At 40.6% G+C, this 24,618-nt stretch carries 19 protein-coding genes and 1 tRNA gene; 11 read left to right on the top strand and 9 right to left on the bottom strand.

Annotated elements, in window-relative coordinates:
* Nucleotides 1–3: 3 nt before the first annotated feature.
* Both SAR02S_RS03650 and SAR02S_RS03645 read right to left on the bottom strand, forming a co-directional pair.
* On the bottom strand, nucleotides 4–1,260 hold the full coding sequence (locus SAR02S_RS03650) for a fibronectin type III domain-containing protein (protein WP_232293979.1): 1,257 nt from the start codon (nucleotides 1,258–1,260) through the stop codon (nucleotides 4–6).
* Nucleotides 1,187–2,170, bottom strand: a complete 984-nt coding sequence (locus SAR02S_RS03645; protein ID WP_041956966.1) for an RluA family pseudouridine synthase — start codon at nucleotides 2,168–2,170, stop codon at nucleotides 1,187–1,189. The genes SAR02S_RS03650 and SAR02S_RS03645 overlap by 74 nt, the downstream gene beginning before the upstream one ends.
* A 179-nt stretch (nucleotides 2,171–2,349) precedes the next feature.
* On the opposite strand from SAR02S_RS03645, the gene SAR02S_RS03640 reads away from it, so the two are divergent.
* From SAR02S_RS03640 to SAR02S_RS03630, 3 genes are all read left to right on the top strand, one after another.
* Nucleotides 2,350–3,456, top strand: a complete 1,107-nt coding sequence (locus SAR02S_RS03640) for an FtsW/RodA/SpoVE family cell cycle protein (protein WP_041956964.1) — start codon at nucleotides 2,350–2,352, stop codon at nucleotides 3,454–3,456.
* A gap of 80 nt (nucleotides 3,457–3,536) precedes the next feature.
* Nucleotides 3,537–3,613: transfer RNA gene (locus tag SAR02S_RS03635), tRNA-Ile, on the top strand.
* Between the two features lie 52 nt (nucleotides 3,614–3,665).
* The gene (locus SAR02S_RS03630; protein ID WP_041956962.1) at nucleotides 3,666–4,145 is read left to right on the top strand and encodes a hypothetical protein; all 480 of its coding nucleotides are present in this window, start codon (nucleotides 3,666–3,668) and stop codon (nucleotides 4,143–4,145) included.
* A gap of 252 nt (nucleotides 4,146–4,397) precedes the next feature.
* Here the strand turns inward: SAR02S_RS03630 and SAR02S_RS03625 are convergent, their stop codons facing one another.
* Nucleotides 4,398–6,218, bottom strand: coding sequence for a KUP/HAK/KT family potassium transporter (locus tag SAR02S_RS03625; RefSeq protein ID WP_041956960.1), 1,821 nt, complete (start codon nucleotides 6,216–6,218; stop codon nucleotides 4,398–4,400).
* 185 nt (nucleotides 6,219–6,403) lie between these two features.
* The gene (locus SAR02S_RS03620; RefSeq protein ID WP_041957296.1) at nucleotides 6,404–7,672 is read right to left on the bottom strand and encodes an aminotransferase class V-fold PLP-dependent enzyme; all 1,269 of its coding nucleotides are present in this window, start codon (nucleotides 7,670–7,672) and stop codon (nucleotides 6,404–6,406) included.
* Between the two features lie 68 nt (nucleotides 7,673–7,740).
* Here SAR02S_RS03620 and SAR02S_RS03615 point away from each other — a divergent pair, with 68 nt between their 5' ends.
* On the top strand, nucleotides 7,741–8,757 hold the full coding sequence (locus tag SAR02S_RS03615; RefSeq protein WP_041956958.1) for a sensor histidine kinase: 1,017 nt from the start codon (nucleotides 7,741–7,743) through the stop codon (nucleotides 8,755–8,757).
* Nucleotides 8,758–8,773: 16 nt separating this feature from the next.
* Here SAR02S_RS03615 and dnaE read toward each other — a convergent pair whose 3' ends face one another.
* The 4 genes from dnaE to SAR02S_RS03595 form a co-directional block, all read right to left on the bottom strand.
* Nucleotides 8,774–12,319, bottom strand: a complete 3,546-nt coding sequence (dnaE, locus tag SAR02S_RS03610; RefSeq protein WP_041956956.1) for a DNA polymerase III subunit alpha — start codon at nucleotides 12,317–12,319, stop codon at nucleotides 8,774–8,776.
* A 127-nt stretch (nucleotides 12,320–12,446) separates the two neighbouring features.
* On the bottom strand, nucleotides 12,447–12,935 hold the full coding sequence (locus tag SAR02S_RS03605; RefSeq protein ID WP_041956953.1) for a hypothetical protein: 489 nt from the start codon (nucleotides 12,933–12,935) through the stop codon (nucleotides 12,447–12,449).
* 122 nt (nucleotides 12,936–13,057) lie between these two features.
* Nucleotides 13,058–14,761, bottom strand: a complete 1,704-nt coding sequence (locus SAR02S_RS03600; RefSeq protein ID WP_041956951.1) for a cache domain-containing protein — start codon at nucleotides 14,759–14,761, stop codon at nucleotides 13,058–13,060.
* A complete protein-coding gene (locus SAR02S_RS03595; RefSeq protein WP_041956949.1) occupies nucleotides 14,758–15,156 on the bottom strand; it encodes a PAS domain-containing protein in 399 nt (132 codons plus the stop codon). Before SAR02S_RS03595 ends, SAR02S_RS03600 begins: the two co-directional genes overlap by 4 nt.
* Before the next feature lie 150 nt (nucleotides 15,157–15,306).
* Here SAR02S_RS03595 and SAR02S_RS03590 point away from each other — a divergent pair, with 150 nt between their 5' ends.
* The 6 genes from SAR02S_RS03590 to SAR02S_RS03565 all read left to right on the top strand — a co-directional run bounded on the left by SAR02S_RS03590 (nucleotide 15,307) and on the right by SAR02S_RS03565 (nucleotide 23,882).
* The gene (locus SAR02S_RS03590) at nucleotides 15,307–16,458 is read left to right on the top strand and encodes an efflux RND transporter periplasmic adaptor subunit (RefSeq protein WP_052433513.1); all 1,152 of its coding nucleotides are present in this window, start codon (nucleotides 15,307–15,309) and stop codon (nucleotides 16,456–16,458) included.
* On the top strand, nucleotides 16,458–19,583 hold the full coding sequence (locus SAR02S_RS03585) for an efflux RND transporter permease subunit (protein WP_041956948.1): 3,126 nt from the start codon (nucleotides 16,458–16,460) through the stop codon (nucleotides 19,581–19,583). The genes SAR02S_RS03590 and SAR02S_RS03585 overlap by 1 nt, the downstream gene beginning before the upstream one ends.
* Nucleotides 19,573–20,973: an efflux transporter outer membrane subunit gene (locus SAR02S_RS03580; RefSeq protein ID WP_041956947.1), complete on the top strand. Its 1,401-nt coding sequence runs from the start codon at nucleotides 19,573–19,575 to the stop codon at nucleotides 20,971–20,973. The genes SAR02S_RS03585 and SAR02S_RS03580 overlap by 11 nt, the downstream gene beginning before the upstream one ends.
* Before the next feature lie 10 nt (nucleotides 20,974–20,983).
* Entirely contained in the window at nucleotides 20,984–22,012 is a 1,029-nt protein-coding gene (locus SAR02S_RS03575) for an NADH:flavin oxidoreductase/NADH oxidase (RefSeq protein WP_156961436.1), read from the top strand.
* A gap of 95 nt (nucleotides 22,013–22,107) precedes the next feature.
* The gene (locus tag SAR02S_RS03570; RefSeq protein WP_041956943.1) at nucleotides 22,108–22,542 is read left to right on the top strand and encodes a host attachment protein; all 435 of its coding nucleotides are present in this window, start codon (nucleotides 22,108–22,110) and stop codon (nucleotides 22,540–22,542) included.
* A 98-nt stretch (nucleotides 22,543–22,640) separates the two neighbouring features.
* On the top strand, nucleotides 22,641–23,882 hold the full coding sequence (locus tag SAR02S_RS03565) for an EAL domain-containing protein (protein ID WP_052433512.1): 1,242 nt from the start codon (nucleotides 22,641–22,643) through the stop codon (nucleotides 23,880–23,882).
* A gap of 43 nt (nucleotides 23,883–23,925) precedes the next feature.
* Here SAR02S_RS03565 and SAR02S_RS13415 read toward each other — a convergent pair whose 3' ends face one another.
* Nucleotides 23,926–24,087, bottom strand: coding sequence for a hypothetical protein (locus SAR02S_RS13415; RefSeq protein WP_156961435.1), 162 nt, complete (start codon nucleotides 24,085–24,087; stop codon nucleotides 23,926–23,928).
* A 194-nt stretch (nucleotides 24,088–24,281) separates the two neighbouring features.
* On the opposite strand from SAR02S_RS13415, the gene cowN reads away from it, so the two are divergent.
* Nucleotides 24,282–24,584 carry a N(2)-fixation sustaining protein CowN gene (gene cowN, locus SAR02S_RS03560; RefSeq protein WP_041956941.1) on the top strand — a complete coding sequence of 101 codons (303 nt, stop codon included), beginning with the start codon at nucleotides 24,282–24,284 and terminating at the stop codon, nucleotides 24,582–24,584.
* Nucleotides 24,585–24,618 lie beyond the last annotated feature (34 nt).

Here is a 24,618-nt window from a genome sequence, read left to right as displayed (position 1 = left end):
CTGTTATTCCTTTGGTGTCTTGATAACAACACTATCAGAAGGATTCGAAGCAATACCGTATTTGTCAAGAGCAATAATATTGTATTTATACTCAACACCGCGAACAACATCTTGATCAACAAAGTTACTCTCAAAAATGCCTGTAAACGTCTGTTTTTGTGTTTTACCAGCCATTTCAAACTCTTTGGTAATGCTGTATTTAATAGCATTATCATCACCACCCCAGGCAATAGAGATGGAGCTACCATCGTACTTAGCAGAACTTACGACAGGAGCATTCAATGCTGAGAGTGTCATACCTGCTGTTGGGCCATCTTGTTTTGATTCCAGTCCATCAACATCAACTGCAACCACTTTGTAGTAGTATGTTTTGCCATTGTCATTGATTAAGTCTTCAAATTCTGTGTTTTTGGTTTTACCATAGAAGCTATACAACAAACTCGATGTTGGAGAACGATAGACTTTATAATAGGAAAAATCGCTAGCCGTCGCAGCATTCCATGTCAATATAATTTTTTTAGGCAAATCAGACGTTGCTTTTACACCGGTAATACCCCGAGGCAAAGGCTTTGAATGCGCTTCAACAGTATCACTTGGTTTTGAGACAACACCATCAGAAGTTTTGACTTTCACGCGATAACGATAGACATAGTTGTCTTTAACATCTTGATCGATGTATTCGGCATTCAATCTACCTTTGACTTTATCAACTTCGTCCCATGAAGTAGATTTGTACTCATTACGCTCGATGATATAGTACTCTACCGTCTCTACAGAATGTGGTCGCCAAATGATTTTAATACGAGCAGGAAGTCCTGAAACGGCATTGATAAACGAAACAGAATCAATCGAACCTAGTGTGACTGTATTGGTAACGGGACCTGTCGTTGTTACACTTACTACAGAACTTAGCGCAGATTCATGTTTATCCGACGAGTACGTACTCATTTGATAAGAATAGTTAGAATTTGGTTTTAATTTTGTATCGACATAGTGCGATACGTATTTGTCTTTAATGGTGGCAATTTTTTTCATGCTATTGCCTTCCATGCGGTACAAGTAGTACCCTTCTATCTGTTCACTGTAAATAGGAGTCCATTCAAAACCGACTTCTGTTGCACCTGCAAGTGTGCGAATTCCCTCTATACGAGGTAAAGAAGCGTCAACAACGGGTTCTTTCGGCGTTTCAAGCGTCTTTGTGCAGCCACCTATCATGAGACTCAAAGCCACTAACGATACTATCCAAAGTAATTTTTTCATGTATCTCTTCCTTACTGAAATGGTGTGATAAATAAGCATCAAAATCATCCCATAATGGGGCATGTATTTGTAAAAATTGCCCTGTTCTAGGATGTTTTAAATACAAAATGTATGCGTGTAACATAACTCTTGGTATTGTACCATTTTGGCTCTTAAAGCCGTATAAACTATCTCCCAAGATATGGCGAGAGAGGGCTTGGAGGTGAACTCTAATCTGATGCGTTCGCCCTGTAAAAAGTTTTGCAGCAATCAGCTCTTTTTTACCATCACGTGATGTTACAAGTTTTGAAAAAGCACTTTTCGCCACTCTTCCATCACGCTTTGCAACATCCATTTTCAAGCGATTATTAGGACTGCGCCCTATGGGTAGCTCCACCACCATATTATCTTTAAGCGGTAAATCAATCATTGCAAGATAATACCTGCCCATACTTTTATCTTCCAGTTGCGATGAAAGGCTTAAATGAGCTTCGTTATTTTTAGCAATTACCAGTGCGCCACTCGTCTCTTTATCGATACGATGCACAATGCCATGACGCTCTTCTCCACTGATCGTTGAGAGGTTAATACCCTTAAATTTAAGCCAATCCACCAGTGTTGCTTCTTTCACACTGGGTGCTCCATGAACCGTTAAAAAAGGAGGTTTATTAATCACCAAAAGATCATCATCTTCGTATAAAATAGGCACGTCAAAATTAACTTCATAACTGCTTGGATTTTCTTCTGCTTGGACAAATTCATACTGAACGACATTGCCTTCATTCAGCTTGAAACTACATTTAGTGATAAGCTTTCCATCCACATTGACACCCACGTTTTTAATGAGTTTTTCGACTTGATTGCGTGGTAATTCCAAAGCTTCGCTCATGGCAGCATCCAGCCTTTTTGACTCTTTACATGTAAACTCCATCTAGCCTACTTTCTTCTATTTTTTGATATACTTCAATTTAAAGTTCCAATGGAACCTAGTTTTTTACAACGCCTCTTTCGTCTAAGACCTAAGAGTCTGCGCAAGATTGCTTTATTCAAGGCAGATACTTCTTGTGAAACTGCAAAAAATCTAATTTTATCAATAACCAAGGAAGTGTTGTGTTTCAAATTGATAGGCGCATATTAACACATTTTGATTTTTTAATTCCTATACTTATTCTGCCTATTATCGTTCTCTCTTATTTTCTTATCTCTGAAGCCAACGTCATGCTTGCCAATAAGCAGATCGTTTACTATACCGTTGGCTTTGCCACATTTCTTCTGTTTTTTCTTATCCCTATCAAAAAAATAGAGTGGGTCATCCCTTTTTTTTACTGGGTAACCATCATCTTGCTCGTCAGTGTTGATTTTTTTGGTATTGCAAAACTGGGCGCACGCAGATGGCTAGAAATTCCTTTTGTGCATTTTACCATTCAGCCCTCTGAAATTTTCAAACCTGCTTTTATTTTAATGCTTGCCTATCTGATCAAACACAATCCCCCTGATGAAAATGGCTATGGATGGAAATCGTTTTTTAAACTGAGTTTCTATATCTTGCTTCCTTTTGTGTTAATTGCCAAAGAGCCAGATCTTGGAACGGCGATGATCCTTCTTTTACTAGGGTACAGCACACTTTTTGTCATTGGTGTCAATAAAAAAATATGGTTAACGCTCGCGCTTGTTATTGGTATTAGTAGCCCCGTCATGTACAATAGCTTACATGATTATCAAAAAAAACGTATTTCAGATTTTATGTCTGAGAAACCTAGTTATCACGTCCAACAATCTATTATCGCTATTGGCTCAGGCGGACTCACAGGTAAAGAGCGTAGTGAAGCGACACAAACACACTATAAGTTCCTACCCATTGCTACCAGCGATTTTATCTTTGCATATACTGTAGAACGCCTTGGTTTTTGGGGTGCGTTGGGACTTATTTTATGCTATGCCTTCTTAGTAACACACCTCTTAAGTCTTAATTTTCTGCTTAAAGATGACTACTTTGCTAAGGTGATTACCAGTGGTATCTCATTGCTCATTTTCTTTTATATGAGCATTAATATTGCCATGACCATAGGGCTTGCTCCTGTTGTAGGTGTTCCACTGCCTTTTTACAGTTACGGAGGCAGTAGTTTTATCACCTTTTTTGCTCTTTTTGGCATCTTGGAAAATCTCTTGGCATTCAGGTTTGATCCAACCTATCGCTCGATTAAATATTCGCTCTAGCGCCCTATTTAACGTTCTTTTTTCATCTGTTTTTTATATTCTTTTAACAATAAAAAAGGTAAAATTTCACTCTTTAAAATGGGTCCTTAGCTCAGTTGGTTAGAGCACCCCGCTCATAACGGGGTGGTCGAGTGTTCGAGCCACTCAGGACCCACCACTTGCTTCTTAAGTTTTGAATTCGTTTAATTTGATACACAAAGGTAAATGTTATGAAAAAAGGAATTCTTTTTCTAGCACTCGTTTCCCAGCTTTCTCTCTTCGCAGGTTTTTTAGATGATCTTATTGGTAAAGATAAAGTCTATTTAGAAGCCAATGGTTTCAAATGTACAGAGTTTTCCTGTGTCACTAAGGATCAAAATTATTTCAATATTAAGCTCCTAGATAATGCTATCGAATATGTCGAAGTTTATAGCACCGATAAAGATGAAGTTTACCGTGTAGCGCTCTATCTTTACCAAAATGACAAACTCAAAAACAAAGAGATTGATGAAGCATTTTACAAAGCACTTACTAAACTTAATGATAAATCAAAACTCGCTTATGACCTCTCAAAAGTAAGCGATAAATTTGGCAATGAAGCACTGATTACTTTGACCGATACCAAAAGAGCTTCTGCATACGTTAACGTTCTTCGTGACACTTATTTTGAGAGTATGAAACAATACAGCGAATCAGGTAGCCGAAAGTAATCTTTCGACTCCTCTTCCCCCTTCGGGGGTTTTCTACCGTCATGTACGCTTCTGCTTTATCTCTTCCCATTTAATTTTTTTATCTTAAATATGGCATACAAATATCAAACTTCATAACCTTAATATAATAATGTGTCTTTAGAATCTTCTTACGTCTAAAGCACAACAGTCATTGTGTATAAGAGATGTAAAACGAAGGAAGGGACGGAAGCACTAGGAAGTTTCTTGCCTTTCCTAGCGCTCTGGTGTCATTTAGATTTCAATGCGACGTGAAACGCCAATGAGTTTTTCTTGTGGGAAATTGTAGAAGCTTACGAAACTTGGTGACATATCTTTAACTAATGCGTAGAGTTTCCATGCAAAATGTTTCGAGACAATTTCTTCATCACCATAGAAAATGGTTCGCTCGTGAATATCTTCTTTTTTAAGAATCTCTTCCATATTAAAGACTTCCATGTAGCCCACATGAATGACTAAAAGATCTAACCCATCTGCCAAGGATTTGAACTCTGTACGAATGCCTAAAGGTTCATTGGTAGGCTTTACTTTTACAATCACATTTTGCTTATACAAAATGCCATTTTGAAACATTGTTTTAGGAATATACGCTGGTATATTTTCCGCTTTACGTGCAAAAAAGAGTGCTGTTCCATCGATGTGAGACTCTTTGGCATAATAACTATTGTACGCTTGTAGAAAATTTTCTTTATCGACAGAATGAAAGGAAGAGTAAAGACGTTCTTGCCCTTGCGTATAAAGAACGATAAAAGCGAGTGGAACGGCTGCAATTAGAAGAGACCAAAAGCCGCCATGAGGAATTTTCAATAAACATGATGAGAAGAAAATAAAACTCACGCTTCCCGATAAAGCTGCAAAAGTCATTTTAATCCACTCTTTGCGATACGCAAAGATCATCGTCATTAAAGCACCTGTGATCGACATGGCACCCGCAACGGCTAAACCATACGCTGCTGCTAATTTGGCAGACTCTTTAAAGACAAAGAGCATAATGATGACACAGACAAATAAGAACCAGTTGATGGATCCTACATAGATTTGTGAGCGTAACTCGTGTGACGTGTACTCGACACGAAAATGAGGGAAAATACGTGTCGTCATCGCTTGATAAAGCACGGAAAAAATACCGCTAATCATTGCCTGAGAAGCAATGACGGTTGCTATAATCGTTAAGATAAGAAAAGGAATATAAAAAGTGGGTGCAAACTCATGCATCATTTCAAACAAAGGACTACCAACGGATTCGGGATGGGTCAATAAAAAAGCACCTTGTCCATAGTAACTTAAGATCAAGGCTCCAAATGCAAAGATCCACCCTTTCAGAATAGGCAAACGTCCTAAATGTCCCATATCCGCATACAATGCCTCACCACCTGTCGTTGCAAGGATAATGTCCGCGAGAATAATAAACGTAATAGCAGGATGATCCAGTGCAAAATTAATCGCATACATAGGACTTATAGCTTTAAAAATAGAAACATCTTGACTCACATACCACAAACCGACGCCACCTAAACAGAAAAACCAGATAACCATGATAGGTCCAAATGCGGCGGCAACCTTTTCAACTCCTTTTTTCTGAACCACAAAAAGAGCAAAGGCTATGAGTGCGGCAAGTACTAAAAGTGCTATTTGAGGAAGTTCTGCGTACGCAGGGATCAAAAGAATACCTTCCACCGCACTGAGAATACTAATGGCAGGGGTAATAACACCATCGCCAATCATTAAAGAAAGACCTAAAAACCCTAAGATCGATACCATCGTAACCATCTTGGCACTTTTGAGATGTGGTGTTAACATCTGGATGAGCACAACCGTACCACCCTCACCTTTTTCACTCAAACTGGTCGCTAACCAAGCATATTGGATCGTTACAAGAATCGTTAACGCCCAAAATACAAACGATAAAATGCCATAAATACTAACAATGGTTGGCGGAATAATTAAGAAGATAACTGCCAAGGTATAGATAGGACTGGTTCCAATATCTCCATAAACAACACCAAGTGCTTTAATAACCATCATCTCATTTTTAATACGTTCTTTTAACGTCATATATAGGTATCCTCTTCTTTGTGAAAAAACGTTTTTTTTTGCTCTATTTTTAAATGCGCAAGCTGTTATTCTAGTGCTAACAATATTAAATTTTACTAAAAGTAACAAAAATGAAAAAAAAGTAAAAGAAGTATGTAAGGTTTAAAAGAGCGCTTAGCCTCTTAAATCCTTACATGTAAAGCATTTTAAAGACACGATTTTTTTAATGCATGAACCGCTTTTTGAATCGCTTTCAAGAGAGCGTCAATCTCTTTTTTCGTATGAGTATAATGAATAGTGATGCGAAGCCAGCCTGGCTTTTCATCAAAGCTTTGACCATCTTCAAGATGAAGCAGGTCATGACCATACGGTCCTGCACAACTGCATCCTGCTCTGGTTTGAATTCCAAAATGATCGGAGAGATACTGAGAAATAGTATAAGGGTTAATCCCTTCAAAATTCAGTGAAAAGATAGGCAATTTATCTTGTGAATATTTGCAGTAAAGTTTAACACCTTCAATTAAGCGTATGCGTGAGCCAAAATAGAACTTCAACTCCTCTTCAAGTGCATGAATTTTTTCTAAGCCGATTTCATTACGAAGATTATACGCTAATGAAGCCTTGATAAACTGCAAAATAGCAGGAGTTCCTGCATCTTCGATGAGTTCGATGTCGCTTAAAAAATTGTGCGAAGTGCGAGAGACATACCCTACCGTTCCGCCCCCTGCAAACGTCGGTGTTTTTTCAGTACACAGCGCTTTTTTCATGACTAAAATACCACATGACCCAACCCCACCCAATAGCTTATGCGGAGAGAGAAACAGTGCATCATAATAATTACAGTCGATGTTAATGTAAGCCGACGCTGCTGCGGCATCAAGGCATAAAATACCGTTGTAACGTTTGATAAGCGTATAAATGCTCTTATAATCACTCACAATACCTGTAACATTCGACGCTACTGAAAAAGAGGCGATGATTTCACGCTCTTTATTTTCCTCAAGATGCGTCTGCAAAAACGCCATATCGATCTTTTCATCTTTATCTAATGGTACACGGATGACTTCGCACAAACCCTCACGAAAACTCAGCTCATTGGAGTGATGCTCATAAGGTCCTACAAAGACAACAGGAAGATTTTCGGGTTTACATGTAAAGCGTTTTAACGTGCGAGGCGGAATGTAAATTCCCATGAGTTCTTGAAATTTTTTAATCGCACCAGTAGCTCCGGTTCCACAAGGAAAAACGTAAAAACTCTCATCAATTTCAAGGGCAACTTTAAGATCACTGCGTGCTTTGGCATAATATTTGCTTGTTTTAACGGCATTGGAAGCGACTTCAGAATGGGTATTAGCATAGGTTTTAAGTATAGCTTGCATCTGTTTTTCAATCGGTTTATACGCTTGACCTGACGCAGTATAGTCGAAATAGAGAAGATTTTTATCTTTAATAATATTTTTGCGTATTGCTTGCACGACTTTATCCAAAAATTTTCGGGTATTATACCCTTTATAAACCTTTAAAGCGATGATAGGAATCAAATATGATTGATGAAACGTTACTCAACAGCCTCAGTGCGAAAGAAAAAGAGCTCTTTAAACAAGGGCTAGAAGATCTTATCAACCAAACCTATGTCATTGAAGATGAATACAAAAAACTGAATGAATCGTATACCTCTCTGCAAGATTTTATTCGTCAAATCATCGAAGTACAGCCAAATGCATTGTGGGTTTTTGATGAAGATGGCGCTATCTTTTTGCAAAACAGCGAAGCCAAAAAAATGGGTGCTATTTTGGAAGGTTTGTCGCTTGATGAAGCAAGTGAACTTGACTTTGAAGGAAGATCGTACCTTGTTAAAAGCGTGACAAAAAGTGATAAAAAAATTATTACCGCTACGGATATTACCGAAGGAAAGCGTCAAGAACGCCTTGTTTCCATGGGACAAGTCGCAGCTCACCTCTCTCATGAAATTCGCAATCCTATCGGCTCTGTTTCACTTTTAGCTTCGACGCTACTCAAAAAGGTTGACCCAAGTGTTAAACCTCTCGTTACAGAGATCAAAAAAGCGATTTGGCGGGTGGAACGCATTATTAAAGCAACCCTTCTTTTTACCAAAAGTGTGCAGATCAATCCAAGTTATTTTTATATTGATCGATTGATCAAAGAGTGCGAACAAGCCATTTCACACTATTCCTACACCAAAGATGTGGCGTTTCATTTTGATCTACCGCATGTCGAGATCAAAGCTGATTTTGAGCTGCTGAATTTGGTGCTTCAAAACTTTATTTTTAACGCGATTGATGCGATTGAAGAGTGCGAGAAAGAGATCGGAAATGTCAGTATCGCTTTTGTGGAAGATGACGAGTTTGTCCTTTTACATGTAAAGGATGATGGCAAGCCCATTGAGAATAAAAACATCCTCTTTGAGCCGTTTAAAACGACCAAAACCAAAGGCAATGGTTTAGGGTTGGCTCTCTCTTTGCAAATCATTCAAGCCCATAATGGCAAGATCAATCTGCTCGAAGAGCCTAAAGGCTTTGAAATTAGAATCCCAAAATAGTTTTACATGTAAAGGTTTATACAACCTTTACATATGCCAATTCTGCGATTTTCTCATCAATACTATCATCAACACCAAAGCCTGTTTCGATCACCACATCTTGTAACTTAGACGTAATGATAAGATGCAAAGGTCTGCGCCCCGTACTCTGACGCACCAACTGGTATAAAAGATCGAGTTTTGTGGTGTCATCACTCAGATCAATAAGAAGCACTTTAGGATCAAGTGGCACTTCAATAACTTTGGTCTCGATCTTCTCTTTTTTAGCATCACTGAGTTCCATGATTTTCATAACGCGTATCTTTGCATTTTGCCCATCATTGGTCACTTCGACTTTAAAACAGAGTGGTTTTTCACTGTCCATACGAGAGAGCGCTTCGAGTTGCTTTTCAAATACGGTTAACTCCATAGAGCCATGAAAATCCATCAAAGAGATGATGCCAAATTTATTGCCTTTTTTGCTGATCTTCTCGGTAATGCTCTCAACTTTGCCGATAAAAAGAGCTTTTGAACCATCTTCAATCTGATCGCGTTCGCTGGAAAGCGTATAGTTCATTTCATCAATTTCAGCTCTAAAGGCATCCAAAGGATGTCCCGAAATGTAAAAACCGATGGTCTCTTTTTCAAGTTCGAGGATACGCTTATTATCAAACTCTGGAATATTTTCGATGTTCACTTGCACCGTTGTCATCTCTTCGGCATCCCCAAAGAGTGAGTATTCTGCCATCTTTTTCGCACGACTGCACTCAGCACTCGCATCAATGATGCCATCAATATTCTCTAAAAGCGCACGTCTTGAGTAGCCAAAGTCATCAAAACTGCCTGATTTGATGAAAGACTCCAATACTTTTTTGTTGACTTTCGAGCTATCGATGCGAGAGATAAAATCGCTCATATCCGCAAATGGCGCATCTGCTCTGGCTTCTAAGATTTTACTAATCGCAGCATTACCCACACCTTTGATCGCACCCATACCAAAGAGAATCGCCTCTTCACCATTACTGTCAGTGATCGCGCTAAATTCGATCAAACTGTGCTGAATACTTGGTGGTAAAAGTTTAAGTCCAATGCGTTTAACCTCATCGATGTACTTAACGATTTTATCGGTATTGTCCTGCTCGCTGGTCAGTAACGCTGCCATAAACTCTTGCGGATAATAACACTTCAAATACGCTGTCTGGAAGGTAATCATCGCATATGCCGCGGAGTGCGATTTGTTAAAACCGTATCCCGCAAATTTTTCAATTAAACCAAACAGCTCGATGGCATGTGCACGATCCAATCCTTGATTGACTGCACCCTGCGCAAACTCTTCGGCTTTTTGTTTCATATAATCGATCTTTTTCTTACCCATCGCACGACGAATAAGATCCGCTTCACCGAGGCTAAAACCACCGATGGACTGAACAATCTGCATAACCTGTTCTTGGTAAACGATAACCCCATAGGTTGGCTCTAAGATCGGGCGAAGAGGCTCAGTAAATTCATCAAAGAAGTAGCTGATCTCTTTTCTGCCATTTTTTCGGTCAATAAAGTCATCCAACATGCCTGATTCCATCGGACCTGGACGGTACAACGCCAAAACCGCAATAAGATCTTCAAAGCTGGTAGGTTTGAGCCTTTCATTCAAAGACTGCATACCGCTGGATTCTATCTGGAAAAGGCCTACAGTATCACCACTTTGAATCAATTCATACACTTTAGGATCATTCATATCTAACGTGTTAAAGTTGATCTCTTTACTGTAGCGAGACTTGATGAGTTTAAGTGCATTATCAATCACCGTAAGAGTCTTAAGACCCAAGAAGTCGAACTTGATTAAGTCCACATCTTCAAGATAGTTTAGTGAATACTGTGTGACGAGATGATCTTCACCTGAAGGTTGATAGAGTGGTGTTTTATGCCACAACTCTTCATCGCTGATAACGACACCCGCGGCATGCATACCAGAGTTTCGGTTTAGTCCTTCAAGCGCTAAGGCAAACTTCCACACACGCTGCATTTTTGGACTGCTTTCGATGAGTTCACGAAGTTTTGGCTCTTTTTGAAAAGCTCCACCTTTGTAACCCTCTTCTCCTTCTACACCAATGCCATTGAGCGTTATGCCCAGTTCATCAGGAATAAGTTTTGCCATCGCATCGGCTTCGGCGTAAGGAATGGCAAGAACACGTGCCACGTCACGAATAACTCCTTTTGCCAAAAGCTTACCAAAAGTAATGACTTGCGCTACGTTGTAACGACCGTATTTTTCAACCACATAGTCTATAATTTCGCCCCGTCTGCTTTGACAAAAGTCAATATCGATATCGGGCATACTAATACGTTCAGGATTCAAGAACCTCTCAAAGAGAAGGTTGTAAGGCATCGGATCGATGTCGGTGATGAAAAGCGAATAGGCCACCAAGCTACCTGCCGCAGAACCCCGCCCAGGCCCTACAGGAACACCACGGTCTTTAGCTTCGCGGATAAAATCCCAAACGATGAGCATATAACCAGGGAATTTCATGTCACAGATGATTTTGATCTCGCGCTCAAGTCTGGCTTTGTACTCTTCATGTTTACTCTCATCAACATAGACAAGACGTTTTTTTAACCCTTCTCTACTGTGATACGCAAAAAAGTCATCATCACTCTCAAAACTCAATCCCTCTTTTTGGGCATACTCTTTCATAAACTTAAAGGTTGGAGGCGTTGGATCGCCCAGTTTGATTTCTAAATTACACTTGTCGACAATCTCTTGGATATTGGAAATAGCTTCAGGAATATCCGCAAAAAGATCGCTCATGGCTGCTGGAGATTTGACGTAAAATTCGTGTACGGAATGGCGTAAGCGATTAGGATCATCGAACTCTTTATTCATTGCGATACACATAAATGCCTCGTGTGCTTCGGCATTGTCTTGTTCTAAGTAGTGGGTGTCATTGGTCGCGATGAGTTTAATGCCAGTCTCTTTAGAAATACGCAAAATGTCATCATCGATGAAGTGTTGATCGGGAATACCATGACGCATGATCTCTAAGTAAAAATCTTCACCAAAAATCTCTTGATACTCTAAGGCAATCTCTTTAGCCCTCTCATAACCACGCGCTCCAAATTGAACGTTGCGCTTGTTGTTAAGGTTGAGATGCCAGTTGACTTCACCTTGCAAACACGCCCCCGAACAGACTAAGCCCTCAGAGTGGTCACGAAGAAGTTGTTTATTAATGCGTGGATAGTAGTAAAAGCCTTTGATATAACTCATGGAAGAGAGGTACATTAAGTTTTTATAGCCTATCTCATTTTTAGCGTACAAGCAGAGGTGGAAACGCTGTTTGGTGGTTTTGTCGCCGATGTCATCTTGGTTGTGAATGTACGCTTCCATACCAATGATGGGCTTGATGCCTTCTTTGCGCATGGTTTTGTAAAAATCAATCGCGCCAAACATGTTACCATGGTCGGTGATAGCCACCGATGTTACGCCTTGGGATTTGAGTTTTTTCGCTAGTTTGCCTATTTTATTGGCACCATCAAGTAGTGAATATTCAGTATGTAAATGTAAATGGGTGTAGGTTATTTCGCTCATAAATTCTCTATTAAATATAATTTTTTCGATTGTATCTAAAGAGGACTTAAGAGGGTGTAAGAGATGCCTTAAAAGCTTTACATGTAACTTTTACATGTAAAGCTTTTTCCCAAGCCAAAAAGGGTTTTTAGGCTGATTCAGCCGCTTGTTGTTGAAGTTCAGCAAGCTGTGCTTGATACGTCGCGAGAAGTGCTTGTTTTAGCTGAAGATTTTTTTCACTCGCTTCATCATTTGTCGATGTTTTTTGTTCTGCTGCGATCTCTTTTTCAAGAGCAGCGATTTTCTTCTCTAATGCTTTTATCTGTGCATCTATCATGGTACTACTACTTGATGATGACGAACCGCTGGCTCCTGAAGCTGCACTGGCGCCCCCGCTTTGTGTGCTACTACTGGAGTCTTCTTTCGTTGTTGAATCCTCACTCGAAGTTGACGATGGTGAAGTCGAAGCTAACGCTTTGGCTTCATCTGAAATTTCAACGCTGTCTACGGGTATACTACTAGAGGTTGTTGTAGCACTCTCATCTTGCGATTGAGTTGATGCCACAGCACTACTGGTACTTTTTTGATTTTGATCTACCAGAACTTGATTGGTGTAAGATGTGTTGATGGTACTCATGTCCATCTCCTTCATTTTATTTGCCCCACACCTATATCGGGAAGTGTGACAAAAAATGAAGGGGGAACTAAAGGTAAAAAGGGGTTACATGTAAAGAAATTCATCTTTACATGTAATGTTATTTAGCCAAGTTTACTCATGATAGAAAGGATATCTCCTGTCTTTTCTTGAATCTCCTCAACATCGCTGGTGAGAGTATTCATCTCTTTAGCATTATGGCTCATTTTTGCAGAACTATCAACGATCCCGTTCACAATAACACCAATCGTCGCTTGAATTTGACTCAATGAGTGGTTGGTTTTATCGGCCAGTTCACGAATGTTATCTGCGACAACAGCAAAACCACGCCCATGATCACCTGCACGCGCCGCTTCTATGGCAGCATTAAGTGCAAGTAAATTCGTCTGATCGGCAATATCACCAATCATATTTAAGATGTCATGCGCCTCTTTGGCATTGTGTGTCAAGGTACTCAGCGTATCGGCAAGATGCTGTTGGATCGAACCCATCTCTTGCATTGAAGAGGTAGTTTTCTTCACAATACGATTCAGATCGCTCAGTGGTTCATTTTTGATTATCGCAACGGAGTTTGCAAGTTGTTGTGAACTCTCATTGATCTTAGCACTCTGTTCCGCATTTTCCTGAATCATTTGGGCAAGAGAACTACCAAGGGCATTCACACCCTCAACCATTTCTCTTAGCTCACCGCTGGTAGAGATCACAATCGGCTTACTAAAATCACCGCTTTGAAAATTTTTAAGTGAAGAGAGCGTTGCTTGCATCACTTCATTGACTTTAGCGATCATTGCATCGATCTCATACGAGAGTCGATTGGTCAAGAAATTGGATGAAACGTACGATGTTTTATTGTTCATATACCCATTGGACATTTTAGAACAGATAATCAACACTTCTCCCACCACGCGAATATCATCCAAGCGTAGTTTTTCAAAGTCTTTAAACGTTTTATCGATGACACTGACGGTTGAGCCTATTTCATCGTTTTCATGGTCATTCAAACGCTCATCAATGAGATTTTTTTTGTTGGTGACATAAAGACCAAAATCTTCAACATACTGTTTCAAATCCGCCATACGACGACCAATCAGTTTGTGACTAAGATAGCGTGAAATAAAAGAAAAAAGTGTTACCACGACTAAGAGAATAATGCTATTGCGAATCATCAAATCAAGCAATGCCTCATCCAATTTTTGCTTCTCTTTGGCAACGAGTGCGTCGATATCATCTGCATAAACACCCGATCCTATGATCCAGCCCCACGGCTTAAAACCTTCCACGAAAGAGATTTTGGCTTGCGGTGTGTTAAAGCCTGGTTTTTCCCACAAATAGTTCACCACACCTTTGCCATTTTTTGAGACCACATCGACAAATTCATTAAATAAAAATTTACCCGCAGGGTCTTTAGACTTGCTCAAATCTGCACCATCAAGAGCGGGTTTAATGGGGTGCATTATCATTTTAGGAGCAAAATCGTTAATCCAAAAGTAGCCATCTTCTCCAAAACGAAGCTTCTTAATCGCCGTTTTTGCTTTTTCTTGGTACGCCTTAATCACTTCAGGGTCGCTCTTTTGGGGATCATTTTGCAATGCCTCATAAAACGAATTCGTCACGTGATACGCGATCTTAACTTTATCCGAAAGCGCTTCGACTTTTTCACGTGTCATCACCGCACGTATGCCTTCCAGCCGTCCTGCTGCTTCATTTTTCATTAAAAAAACTACCACCAACGTGGAAATCATTGCGGTGAGCACCAATGAGACAACCAGTAACATTGTGACTTTAAATTGAATCGTTAACTGTCTCATTTTTGTCCCTCACTTGCACGCATGGTTGCATAAAGTTTTGAGTATTTTTCAACCTCATCTCTACTTGCCATTTTACGAACGGAGAGATAATGATCTTTACCAAAAGGAAAAACCGTCGCATAGACCCAATAAAATTTTCCATTTTTAATGCGGTTTTTGACAAACCCTTGCCAAACATTCCCGCTCTTAACACTCGTCCAAAGCTCTTTAAAGGCAGCTTTTGGCATATCAGGATGGCGAATGATATTGTGGGGTTTTCCGATCAGCTCTTCTAAGCTATAGCCAGAGTATTTGACAAACGTTTCATCGGCATAAACGATGATGCCTTTTGCGTCCGTTTCGGAAACCAATATAGAGGTGTCATCAAGCAAAATCTCATCACCTATGGTTTGCATTCGTGTATCCTTAAAGTCATCTTTGGCTCGATTATAAGTTTTGTTAGATTTAAAATTTATTAAAGCTTTGATTCACATACTGCCATTTAGATATTATTAACACCAATATGTTACAATTTATGAACTATTAAATGATACTAAGGAATACTGATGTTTTTACTTAACAAGAAGATCTTTCTTTTAGTCACGTGCCTCGCTTTAGGAACGCACAGCTACGCGGAAGAGGCAAAAAAACAGCCTTCCCCTGCTACCACAAACGCACCTGCTCCTGCAGTGGATGTTTATAAAATTGCCTCGGCTAAAGAAGAAGCGTTAAGCTTACAATACCCTGGTAAAACTATCAGTTCGCAAAGTGTCACGATTAAGGCACGAGCCAACGGTATTTTGATGAAAAAATTCTTTAATGAAGGCGATTTTGTTAAAGAAGGCGATGTGCTCTATAAAATTGAGCCAGATAGCTACGAAGCTGCGCTCAATCTTGCCAAAGCCAATGCCAATGCGTTGGATGTCCAACTGCAAAAAGCAGCCAAAGATTGGGAGCGAATCAAAGCACTTTTCGAATCAGGTGCTTCAAGTGAGCAAGAAAAAGACACCGCATACTGGGCGTATGAGGGAGCAAAAGCGAGTCTTGCTAGTGCAAAAGCTTCTTTACAGAATGCTACCATTAACCTAGATCGTACCACGATCAAAGCAACAATGAGCGGTATGACAGGCATCAAACAGGTCGATGTTGGCGCTCTTGTCACAGATGGCACTGCGTTAGTGGATATAACACAGATCAATCCTTTACATGTAGAGTTTTCGATTCCCGATATTGACATTATGAAACAAAAATACAACATCAAAAATGGCAAATGGTCAAACCCAACAGAGGGTAAACTCAAAGCCTCTTTACAGATCGGTGATGCGAAGTTTAAAGAGGTAGGTGTGGTTGACTTTTTAGACAGCTCACTTAATGCCAAAACAGGTTCACTCAAAGCGCGTGCGACCTTTAAAAATGAAGGTAAAGAGCTTCTTCCTAACCAATTTGTTAAAGTCAATCTTGTTGGACTTACCCGTAACAACGTTATCAAGGTTCCACAAAAAGCCGTCCTTCAAAATCCTCTAGGAACCGTTGTGTTTATTGTTGAAGATGGTAAAGCAGTGGTTAAACCTGTCAAAGTTGGAGAAGCAAGTGAAAATGACTATGTCATTGAAAATGGGCTTAAAGAGGGGGATACGGTTATTGTCAACAACTTCTTTAGAATTAAAGCCGGTGCACCTGTCAAAGTTGATAAAGTGATCAACGAAGAAGCGAAATAATGTTTTCAAAGTTTTTTATCAATCGACCTATCTTTGCAACGGTCGTTTCAATCGTCATTGTTTTGGCGGGTATTATTGCGATTAAATCACTGCCCGTTCAAGAGTATCCAAGCATCGCTCCACCGCAGATTATTGTTTCTGCGACGTATCCAGGAGCGGATGCTCAAACCATAGCCACCACGGTTGCTGCACCTTTAGAAGAAGAGATCAACGGTGTAAGCAATATGCTTTACATGACCACAACAGCCTCTCCAAGTGGAAGTGTGAGCGTCAATGTCTATTTTCAAATTGGAACCGATGTTGCTCAAGCCAAAGTGGATGTTAACAACCGTGTGCAAATTGCCACCAACAAACTACCAGAAGCTGTACGCAGACAAGGTGTCTCCACCAGAGAGCGTTCCCCTGATATTTTGAAAGTTTTAACGCTCACATCAAAAGACAATTCGCACGACACAACCTTTATCTCTAACTATGCGCTCGTTAATATCGTCGATGATCTTAAGCGAATACCCGGCATTGGTGATGTCACCATCTTTGGTAATAAAAACTACGCGATTCGCGTCTGGATCAAACCTGATAAATTAGCCACGTATGAGATGACAACGGCTGAAGTGATTAATGCGATCAAAAGTCAAAATGAACAATATGCAGCAGGTCAAATCGGACAAGAACCGATGGTCAAACAGCCAACCTATACCTATACGGTTAAAACCGATGGAAGGCTCAAAAGCGCAAATGAGTTTGAAAATATTCTGCTCAAAACCAATGCGGATGGCTCTTCCTTAAAACTTAAAGATGTCGCCAATGTTGAACTGGGCGTAGAGTCCTACTATTTTGGTGGTATTTTTAATAATAAACCGATGATTCCTATTGGTATTTTCCTTGCTTCGGGGGCGAATGCTCTTGAAGTTTCTGACCTTTTAGAGAAAAAACTCTCTGAAATTTCACCAAACTTCCCCAGCGACCTTGAAGTGGATACTGCGTATGATCCAACCGTTTTCGTACGCGAATCGATCCATGAGGTTATCTTTACCTTACTTCTCTCTATTGCCCTCGTTGTGGGAATCATCTACCTCTTTTTGGGAAATCTTCGAGCGACGTTTATCCCCGTTCTTGCGATTCCTGTCTCCATCGTTGGAACCTTTGCAGGTTTTTATGCCGCAGGCTTTTCGATCAACCTATTAACGCTCTTTGGTCTAACCTTAGCCATTGGTCTGGTTGTTGATGATGCGATCGTTGTTATCGAAAACGTTGAGCGTATTTTGCGAGAAGAAGACTTAAGCGTTAAAGATGCGACCATTAAGGCTATGAAAGAGATCACAAATCCTGTTATCGCCATCGTAATGGTCTTATGTGCCGTGTTTATTCCTGCGGCATTTATGGGTGGCTTTAGTGGTATGATGTACAAGCAATTTGCGATGACCGTCATCATCTCCGTTACCATCTCTGGTATCGTGGCGTTGACGTTGACACCTGCTCTTTGTGCCCTGCTTTTACGTAAACATGAGAGTGAGCCGTTTTGGTTTATTCAAAAGTTCAACGAATTCTTTGAAGTGGGAACCAACCTCTTTTCAACAGGTGTTCGTAAAACTATTCGCTTTGGATTTTTCAATGTAGCGATTTTTGCGGTTATGATTGTTGCTATTTTAGTGATTATCGCGCGCATTCCAACAGGACTGGTTCCCAATGAAGACAAAGGTATGATTCTGGTCATCAACAACCTTATGCCTGGTGCATCCCTTGGTCGTACCCAAAAGGTAAGCCAAGAGGTGAGTGACTTTGCCCTTACCAATCCCAATGTTGAACGTGTAGGTGCTATGTCAGGACTTGATTTTATTATCAATGCCTATAAAACCGATTCGGGTATTAGCTTTATTCGTCTAAAAACGTGGGATGAGCGACCTCATGCGGATCAAACTTCACAAGCAATCGCTGGTCAAATGATGCGAGGTCTGTCTCAAAATAAAGAGGCGATGCTCATTCCTGTAACCCCTCCTCCTATTATGGGTATGAGTACCACAGGTGGCTTTGAGATGTATGTGCAAGATCGAACAGGCGCAAACATCCAAGTGCTGGATGGCTATGTTAAAGAGATTTTGGCACGTGCGAGCGAACGAAAAGAACTTTCTGCGATGCGTTCCACACTCAACACCAATGTACCTCAGTTTCTCATCAGTGTCGATAACGAAAAAGCTAAATCTTTAGGCGTGGATGTAGCAGACATCTTTACAACCATTCAAGCAACCTTTGGAAATACCTACACCAACGACTTTAACCTCTTTGGTAGAACCTACCACGTAAACGTCCAAAGTGATAGCGCCTTTAGAGAAGGTGTTGAAAACTACAATGATGTCTTCGTCAAATCCAGTGAAGGCAGACTCGTTCCTATTAGTTCTTTGGCTAGTATTAAACGCATTGTGGGTCCTTCGATTATTCAAAAATTCAATATGTTCCAAGCGGCACAAATTTCAGGTCAACCTAGCCCTGGGTACAGCTCCGGTGATGCACTTCGTGTCATTGAAGAAGTTGCTAAAAGTGTCCTCCCCAACGGTTACACCATAGCATGGGCAGGAACATCGTACCAAGAAAAACTATTGGAGAAAAGCGGCAATACCGCCTTTATCTATGCGATCATTTTTGTATTCTTGATTTTGGCTGCTCTTTATGAGAGTTGGACGATTCCTTTTGCAATCGTTCTAGCCGTTCCATTTGCCCTTTTGGGTGCGGCACTTTCAGTCTATTTTAGAGATTTGCAAAACGACATCTACTTCCAAGTAGGTCTTGTAACACTTGTCGGACTCTCTTCTAAAAATGCAATCTTAATGGTTGAATTTGCGATGCACAAACTTCGTGAAGGTCACAGTCTCATTGATGCAACCATCGAAGGGGCAAAAATAAGGTTCCGTCCTATTGTTATGACATCGTTTGCCTTTATCGCTGGAACTCTTCCTCTTGCCATCAGTTCAGGTGCGGGGGCAAATAGCCGTCATATCATCGGAACAACGGTTGTGGGTGGTATGGTTACGCTTACGTTGATCGGGACATTCTTTGTGCCGCTCTTTTTCTATCTCATTATGAAGACCAAAGAGAAATTGACCAAAAAAGGAGTCGTTCATGACTCGTAGCATTACCCTTTTATCCTTTGTTACCATCCTCTTTTTAGGTGGATGTTCACTCAAACCAGAGTTGAATGTTCCCAAAGTGGGAATACCTCAAAGCAGCCAAGAGGCTTTACATGTAAACAAAGAGTGGTGGAAACAATTTAACGATGCCAAGCTTAATGCCCTTGTCGATGAAGCGCTTGTTGGCAGTGACGACCTGAAACTTTCTGCACTGAAAGTCCTTAAAGCACGTCAAACATTTGGCTTAAGTGAAGCGAATGAATTGCCAACACTGAATGCCAATGCGGGAGCCACGCGTCAAGAAACCAGTAATGAGGCGTTTACAACGAAAAATAAACGCGCTGAGTACTCTGACTACACGCTGGGTGGTAGCTTGTCTTACGAAATTGATTTTTGGGGAAGACTCTCCAGTCAAAGCGAATCAAACTGGTCACTCTATTTATCAACTGAGGCAGCAAGAGAAACACTGCGCAATAGCTTGATTCACGATGTTGTGAGTGCTTACTTTAACCTAGCCTCCCTGCAAGCACGTATGGCGATTTTAGAACAAAGTGCGAACGCTTACAAAGCAAGCTATGAATTTCGCTCCAAACAGCAAAAAGTCGGCACCATCAGCGATGTTTTAGCCAACCAAGCTTTAGCGCAATACAACAATGTTAAAGCATCTCAAAACAGTTTGATGGAAAGTTATAAACTCCAACAAAGTGCTCTTGCTATTTTGGTAGGGAAAAGTCCACAAGCACTTTTTGAAATGCAAACAGCAGACACAAGCCTTCCAAATGCGCTCTCAATTCCGAGTGGTGTCCCTTCATCGCTTATGGAAAATCGCCCTGACATTAAAGAGGCGTTGGAAAATCTTAAAAGCAAAAATGCCCTTATTGGTGTTGAAAAAGCGTCCTATTTTCCAACGATTAGTTTGACAGGAAGTTATGGCCAACAAAGTGATGATCTGGGTAACATTCTTAAATCAACCGCCAACAGATGGAGCTTTGGACCAAGTTTGAGCGTGCCTATTTTTGACTTTGGGCGTATCAAACAACGTGTATCTATCTCCGAAACCGATCTACAATCTTCCCTAATCAGTTACGAGCAAAGTGTTAAAAAAGCCTATAAAGAAGTCCATGACACATTGGCAAAAGAGAACTTAGCCAAAAGCCGACTCGCCTTCCAAGAAGAGGAACTTAAAGCGTATCAAAAAGTGTTAGACCTCTCAACCAAACGCTTTAACCAAGGTGTTGCCAATCAACTTGAAGTCTTAGATGCACAAAAAAGTGTTTTAAGTGCTTCTTTAAGTGTTGTTGCGACCAAACAATACCTTCTCACATCCCAAGCTGAGCTTTTCAAAGCACTGGGCGGTGGATGGAGAGAGAGCGAACTTTTAGCCATAAAATAAAGGAGTGATGATGAGCCTACTTTTAAGCCCGTATGAAGAAAATGGCATTTTTCTCAAAAACAGAGTGGTTATGCCACCTATGTGTATGTACAAAGCTGAAAATGATGGGCTTATAGCTCCATTTCATCTTGTCCACTATACAGCACGCGCGATGGGTGGGGTGGGTCTCATTATCGTTGAAGCAACCGCGGTAGAGGCTCGTGGCAGAATCAGCGACAATGATCTTGGTCTTTGGGACGATAACCAAGTATCAGGACATCAACAACTCATCCATTTATGCCATGCTTATGGGGCAAAAATGGGCGTACAGCTCGCCCATGCAGGACGTAAAAGTATCTGTGCCACCTCTACTCCCGTAGCGCCTAGCCCAATTGCGTTTAGCGATAAAAATGGCTATAAACTTCCACATGAACTGAGTCTCGAAGAGATGCAAGAGGTTAAAAAACACTTCGTACAAGCTGCTCTTCGCGCTATCTACGCTGGGTATGAATTTCTTGAATTACATGCGGCACACGGCTATTTGCTGTGTGAATTTTTATCGCCACTTTCGAATCAACGCACCGACCAATACGGTGGCAGTTTGGAAAACCGTTGCGCCTTCGTTATTGAAATTGCCCAAGCCATTTTAGATGCCACTCAAGATGTTCCTCTGTTTGTACGCATCAGTGCGGACGAATGGATGGAAAAGGGATGGAGTGTTGAAGAGAGTATTTACCTCTCTAAAAAGCTTCAAAATATTGGTGTTGCTATGATTCACGTCTCAGCAGGTGGCAACAATGAAGCGCAACAGATGCCCCCACTTGTGCCACTCTACCAAGCCGCTTATGCCAAAGTCATTCGTGAAAGTGTGAAGATTCCAACGATTGCCGTCGGACTCATTACCACAGCAGAAGAAGGCGAAAAGCTTTTACAAGGAGGCTTTTGCGATTTGGTAGCTTACGGCAGAGAACTCCTACGCAACCCTAACTTTGTCTTCTATGCGGCCAAAGAAGAAGGGAAAAAAGCTTTAATTGAGTCTTCGTATTTAAGGGCTTTTTGAGTTTACATGTAAAGCTAAAAACGTAACGTTTTTTGAAAAACTTTGGAGTATAATAAAACATCTTAGGCGTTTTATACGCTTCAAAAGGAGTTAATATGTCATCCAAACTAGTTGTTGTTGCGGACTTACAGCATTTCAAACTCTTTCGTGTTAAAGCAGACCCTATGGGCAGAGAGTCGCTTGAATGCCTTTTAAGCAGTGATAGCCTCGACGTCCATCAAAAGCCAAGTGAAAAACTCTCCGATCGTTCAGGTCATTGTGAAACAGCATGGGGTCGCCAAGGCTCAGGAGAGAACCATAACATGGCAGAAGAAGAAGAGCTAAAGCGAATTCGCGAGCTTGTCTTGCAAATTTCTGAGACTCTCTTAAAGCATGAGCATGATGAGTGGTTCTTTGCCGCACCTAAAGCCATTAACCATAAAATCTTCACAGCACTCAACCCTTCCATCCAAACGAGCCTTACCCTCAATCTAACACTTGATTTGACAAAGACTCCAACCGATGAAATATTGGGGCATTTTTCCAAATAACCTCGTTAGGGTGCCCAAGATAATTTTTTAAATAATGTCATAGTACAATAGTGGCAAAATTTAAACTATCACACAAAACACACAAGGTGCGCGAAGGTATGCGAAAAGAGCTAAAGTATGAATTGCGATATGGCAGAATTCACCCGCTGACGGAACTGCCAGATCGCCAGCGCTTTGTCAATACCCTTGCCAATTCAACAGCCAATAAACTAGCTCTTTTAAACGTCAATGGATTTTGGAACTTCAACCACTCCTTTGGGTATGAAGTGGGCGATCAAATCCTCAAAATCATCTCGCAAAGAATCCAACGTCGCTTTTCCAGAGCCGTTGTCTTTCATCTGGGTGCTGATCTTTTTGCTATTCTTGCGGGCAAAGAGATCGAGCAAGCGCATTTTTTACAAAACATTGAATCATGCCTCTGGTACTTTGGCTATTCTCCCATTGAAATGGAAAATGAAAAGATTTACGCTCCGCTTCGCATTGGTGTTGCCATAGGCTACGACGACCTTTTTCTCAATGCCGAATTTGCCATCAAACAAGCCAAACGCATCGGAAAAGACCTTATGATCTACGATGCCAAAAATCCTTCTTTATGCAATCCTCAGTCCAATGCCAAGGCCGATCTCACATGGGAAAACACCATTCGTGAAGCTTTGAAAAAAGATCGTTTTGAGGTTTTTGCACAAAGCATTGAAGGCGGGAAAATCCAAAAGTTTGAGTGCTTGGTACGTCTTCGCCATGAGGGTCGCATTATCTCACCCTATCTTTTTTTAGAACATGCCAAACGTGCCAATCTTTACGCAAACATCACCAAAATCGTGATTCAAAAATCCTTTGCTTTTTTTGCAGACAAACGGGCGGAGTTTTCCATCAATCTCTCGCTGAGCGATATTTTAGATCAAAGCAGAGTTGATTTTTTACTGGAGAAGATGTACGAGCACAATGTAAGTGAGCACCTTACCATCGAGATCACAGAGGGAGAAGGCATCGAAAACCATCCTGAAGTCATCTCCTTTTTAACCTTGCTTAAAAGCCAAGGCGTAAAGATCGCCATTGATGATTTTGGAACGGGCTACTCGAACTTTGAGTATCTGGTCAAACTCCAAGCGGACTTTATCAAGATAGACGGCTCACTCATTAAAACGATCAATAAAAATGCCACCCATAAAGCCGTCGTTGAAGCCATCGTTACCTTTGCCCAAAAAGTAGGAATGCAAACGATTGCAGAATTTGTTGCAAGCGAAGATATTTACCTTACATGTAAAGAGCTAGGCATTGACTATTTTCAAGGCTATTTGTGGAGTGAACCAACCCCTTTTGAGAGTTTAGTGCTTCATTAAAATATTTACATGTAAACATTTTAAGTAGCCTGTCTCTTTATCTTTACTCGGTTTTTTTCTCGATGTATTTAGCGCCATCATTGACCTTATCTTTGCTCCATTCAGCGCCGTTAGATGTGTCTTTTTTGACACCACGCCATGTTTCACAACCACTCGCCATAAGTACCACAAACAGAAGCATTATAAATGTTAAACTCTTTTTCATTGGATATCCTTTTTTGATTTCATTGATGCTATAGCATTGCAGCTAATTCCACTATACATCAATATTTCTTGTTTAAAATCAGCACTCTTTAGATTGACAAAGAGGAAAGTGTGAGAGACTTTTTTTAATCATTTATTTTCCTTGTAATGTTAAGGAACACAACATGCATAAGCCTCTTAAAAAGGCTGCCTTTAATGGAAGAGATACGCGATCGTTATGTGAGTTTTCACAACATTGACTGCTATGAAAATGCCACCCAAGTGCTCGATGCTATGTACGAACTTTTTGAGCTTCACCCTGAAGCTAAAGATGATTTGTGGATTCGTTTTGAAACGCTTATTCCGAATGACTACAAAGCTGTTTTTGCGAAACATGACGCGAAAGATATTTTGTACCACATCTGCTCGCATGTTTTTTATCTTTCTGCGCTCTTTGAAGAGTACGAGTTTGAAAAAGGCATTGAATTGATGGAAAAAGCTGAAATGGAGTGCTGTTAAAAATCCCTTAAAAAACCTCTTATACTTGTTATAA

Origin of the sequence: Sulfurospirillum arsenophilum NBRC 109478 (genome assembly GCF_000813345.1) — a bacterium.
GTDB classification, from domain to species: Bacteria; Campylobacterota; Campylobacteria; order Campylobacterales; family Sulfurospirillaceae; genus Sulfurospirillum; species Sulfurospirillum arsenophilum.
This window is presented reverse-complemented; position numbering and strand designations above follow the sequence as displayed.

Coding starts and splice junctions, on each gene's coding strand:
- SAR02S_RS03650 (WP_232293979.1), bottom strand. CDS start 1,260: ATGAAAAAATTACTTTGGATAGTATCGTTAGTGGCTTTGAGTCTCATG.
- SAR02S_RS03645 (WP_041956966.1), bottom strand. CDS start 2,170: ATGGAGTTTACATGTAAAGAGTCAAAAAGGCTGGATGCTGCCATGAGC.
- SAR02S_RS03630 (WP_041956962.1), top strand. CDS start 3,666: ATGAAAAAAGGAATTCTTTTTCTAGCACTCGTTTCCCAGCTTTCTCTC.
- SAR02S_RS03625 (WP_041956960.1), bottom strand. CDS start 6,218: ATGACGTTAAAAGAACGTATTAAAAATGAGATGATGGTTATTAAAGCA.
- SAR02S_RS03615 (WP_041956958.1), top strand. CDS start 7,741: ATGATTGATGAAACGTTACTCAACAGCCTCAGTGCGAAAGAAAAAGAG.
- dnaE (WP_041956956.1), bottom strand. CDS start 12,319: ATGAGCGAAATAACCTACACCCATTTACATTTACATACTGAATATTCA.
- SAR02S_RS03605 (WP_041956953.1), bottom strand. CDS start 12,935: ATGAGTACCATCAACACATCTTACACCAATCAAGTTCTGGTAGATCAA.
- SAR02S_RS03600 (WP_041956951.1), bottom strand. CDS start 14,761: ATGAGACAGTTAACGATTCAATTTAAAGTCACAATGTTACTGGTTGTC.
- SAR02S_RS03595 (WP_041956949.1), bottom strand. CDS start 15,156: ATGCAAACCATAGGTGATGAGATTTTGCTTGATGACACCTCTATATTG.
- SAR02S_RS03590 (WP_052433513.1), top strand. CDS start 15,307: ATGTTTTTACTTAACAAGAAGATCTTTCTTTTAGTCACGTGCCTCGCT.
- SAR02S_RS03585 (WP_041956948.1), top strand. CDS start 16,458: ATGTTTTCAAAGTTTTTTATCAATCGACCTATCTTTGCAACGGTCGTT.
- SAR02S_RS03580 (WP_041956947.1), top strand. CDS start 19,573: ATGACTCGTAGCATTACCCTTTTATCCTTTGTTACCATCCTCTTTTTA.
- SAR02S_RS03575 (WP_156961436.1), top strand. CDS start 20,984: ATGAGCCTACTTTTAAGCCCGTATGAAGAAAATGGCATTTTTCTCAAA.
- SAR02S_RS03570 (WP_041956943.1), top strand. CDS start 22,108: ATGTCATCCAAACTAGTTGTTGTTGCGGACTTACAGCATTTCAAACTC.
- SAR02S_RS03565 (WP_052433512.1), top strand. CDS start 22,641: ATGCGAAAAGAGCTAAAGTATGAATTGCGATATGGCAGAATTCACCCG.
- SAR02S_RS13415 (WP_156961435.1), bottom strand. CDS start 24,087: ATGAAAAAGAGTTTAACATTTATAATGCTTCTGTTTGTGGTACTTATG.
- cowN (WP_041956941.1), top strand. CDS start 24,282: ATGGAAGAGATACGCGATCGTTATGTGAGTTTTCACAACATTGACTGC.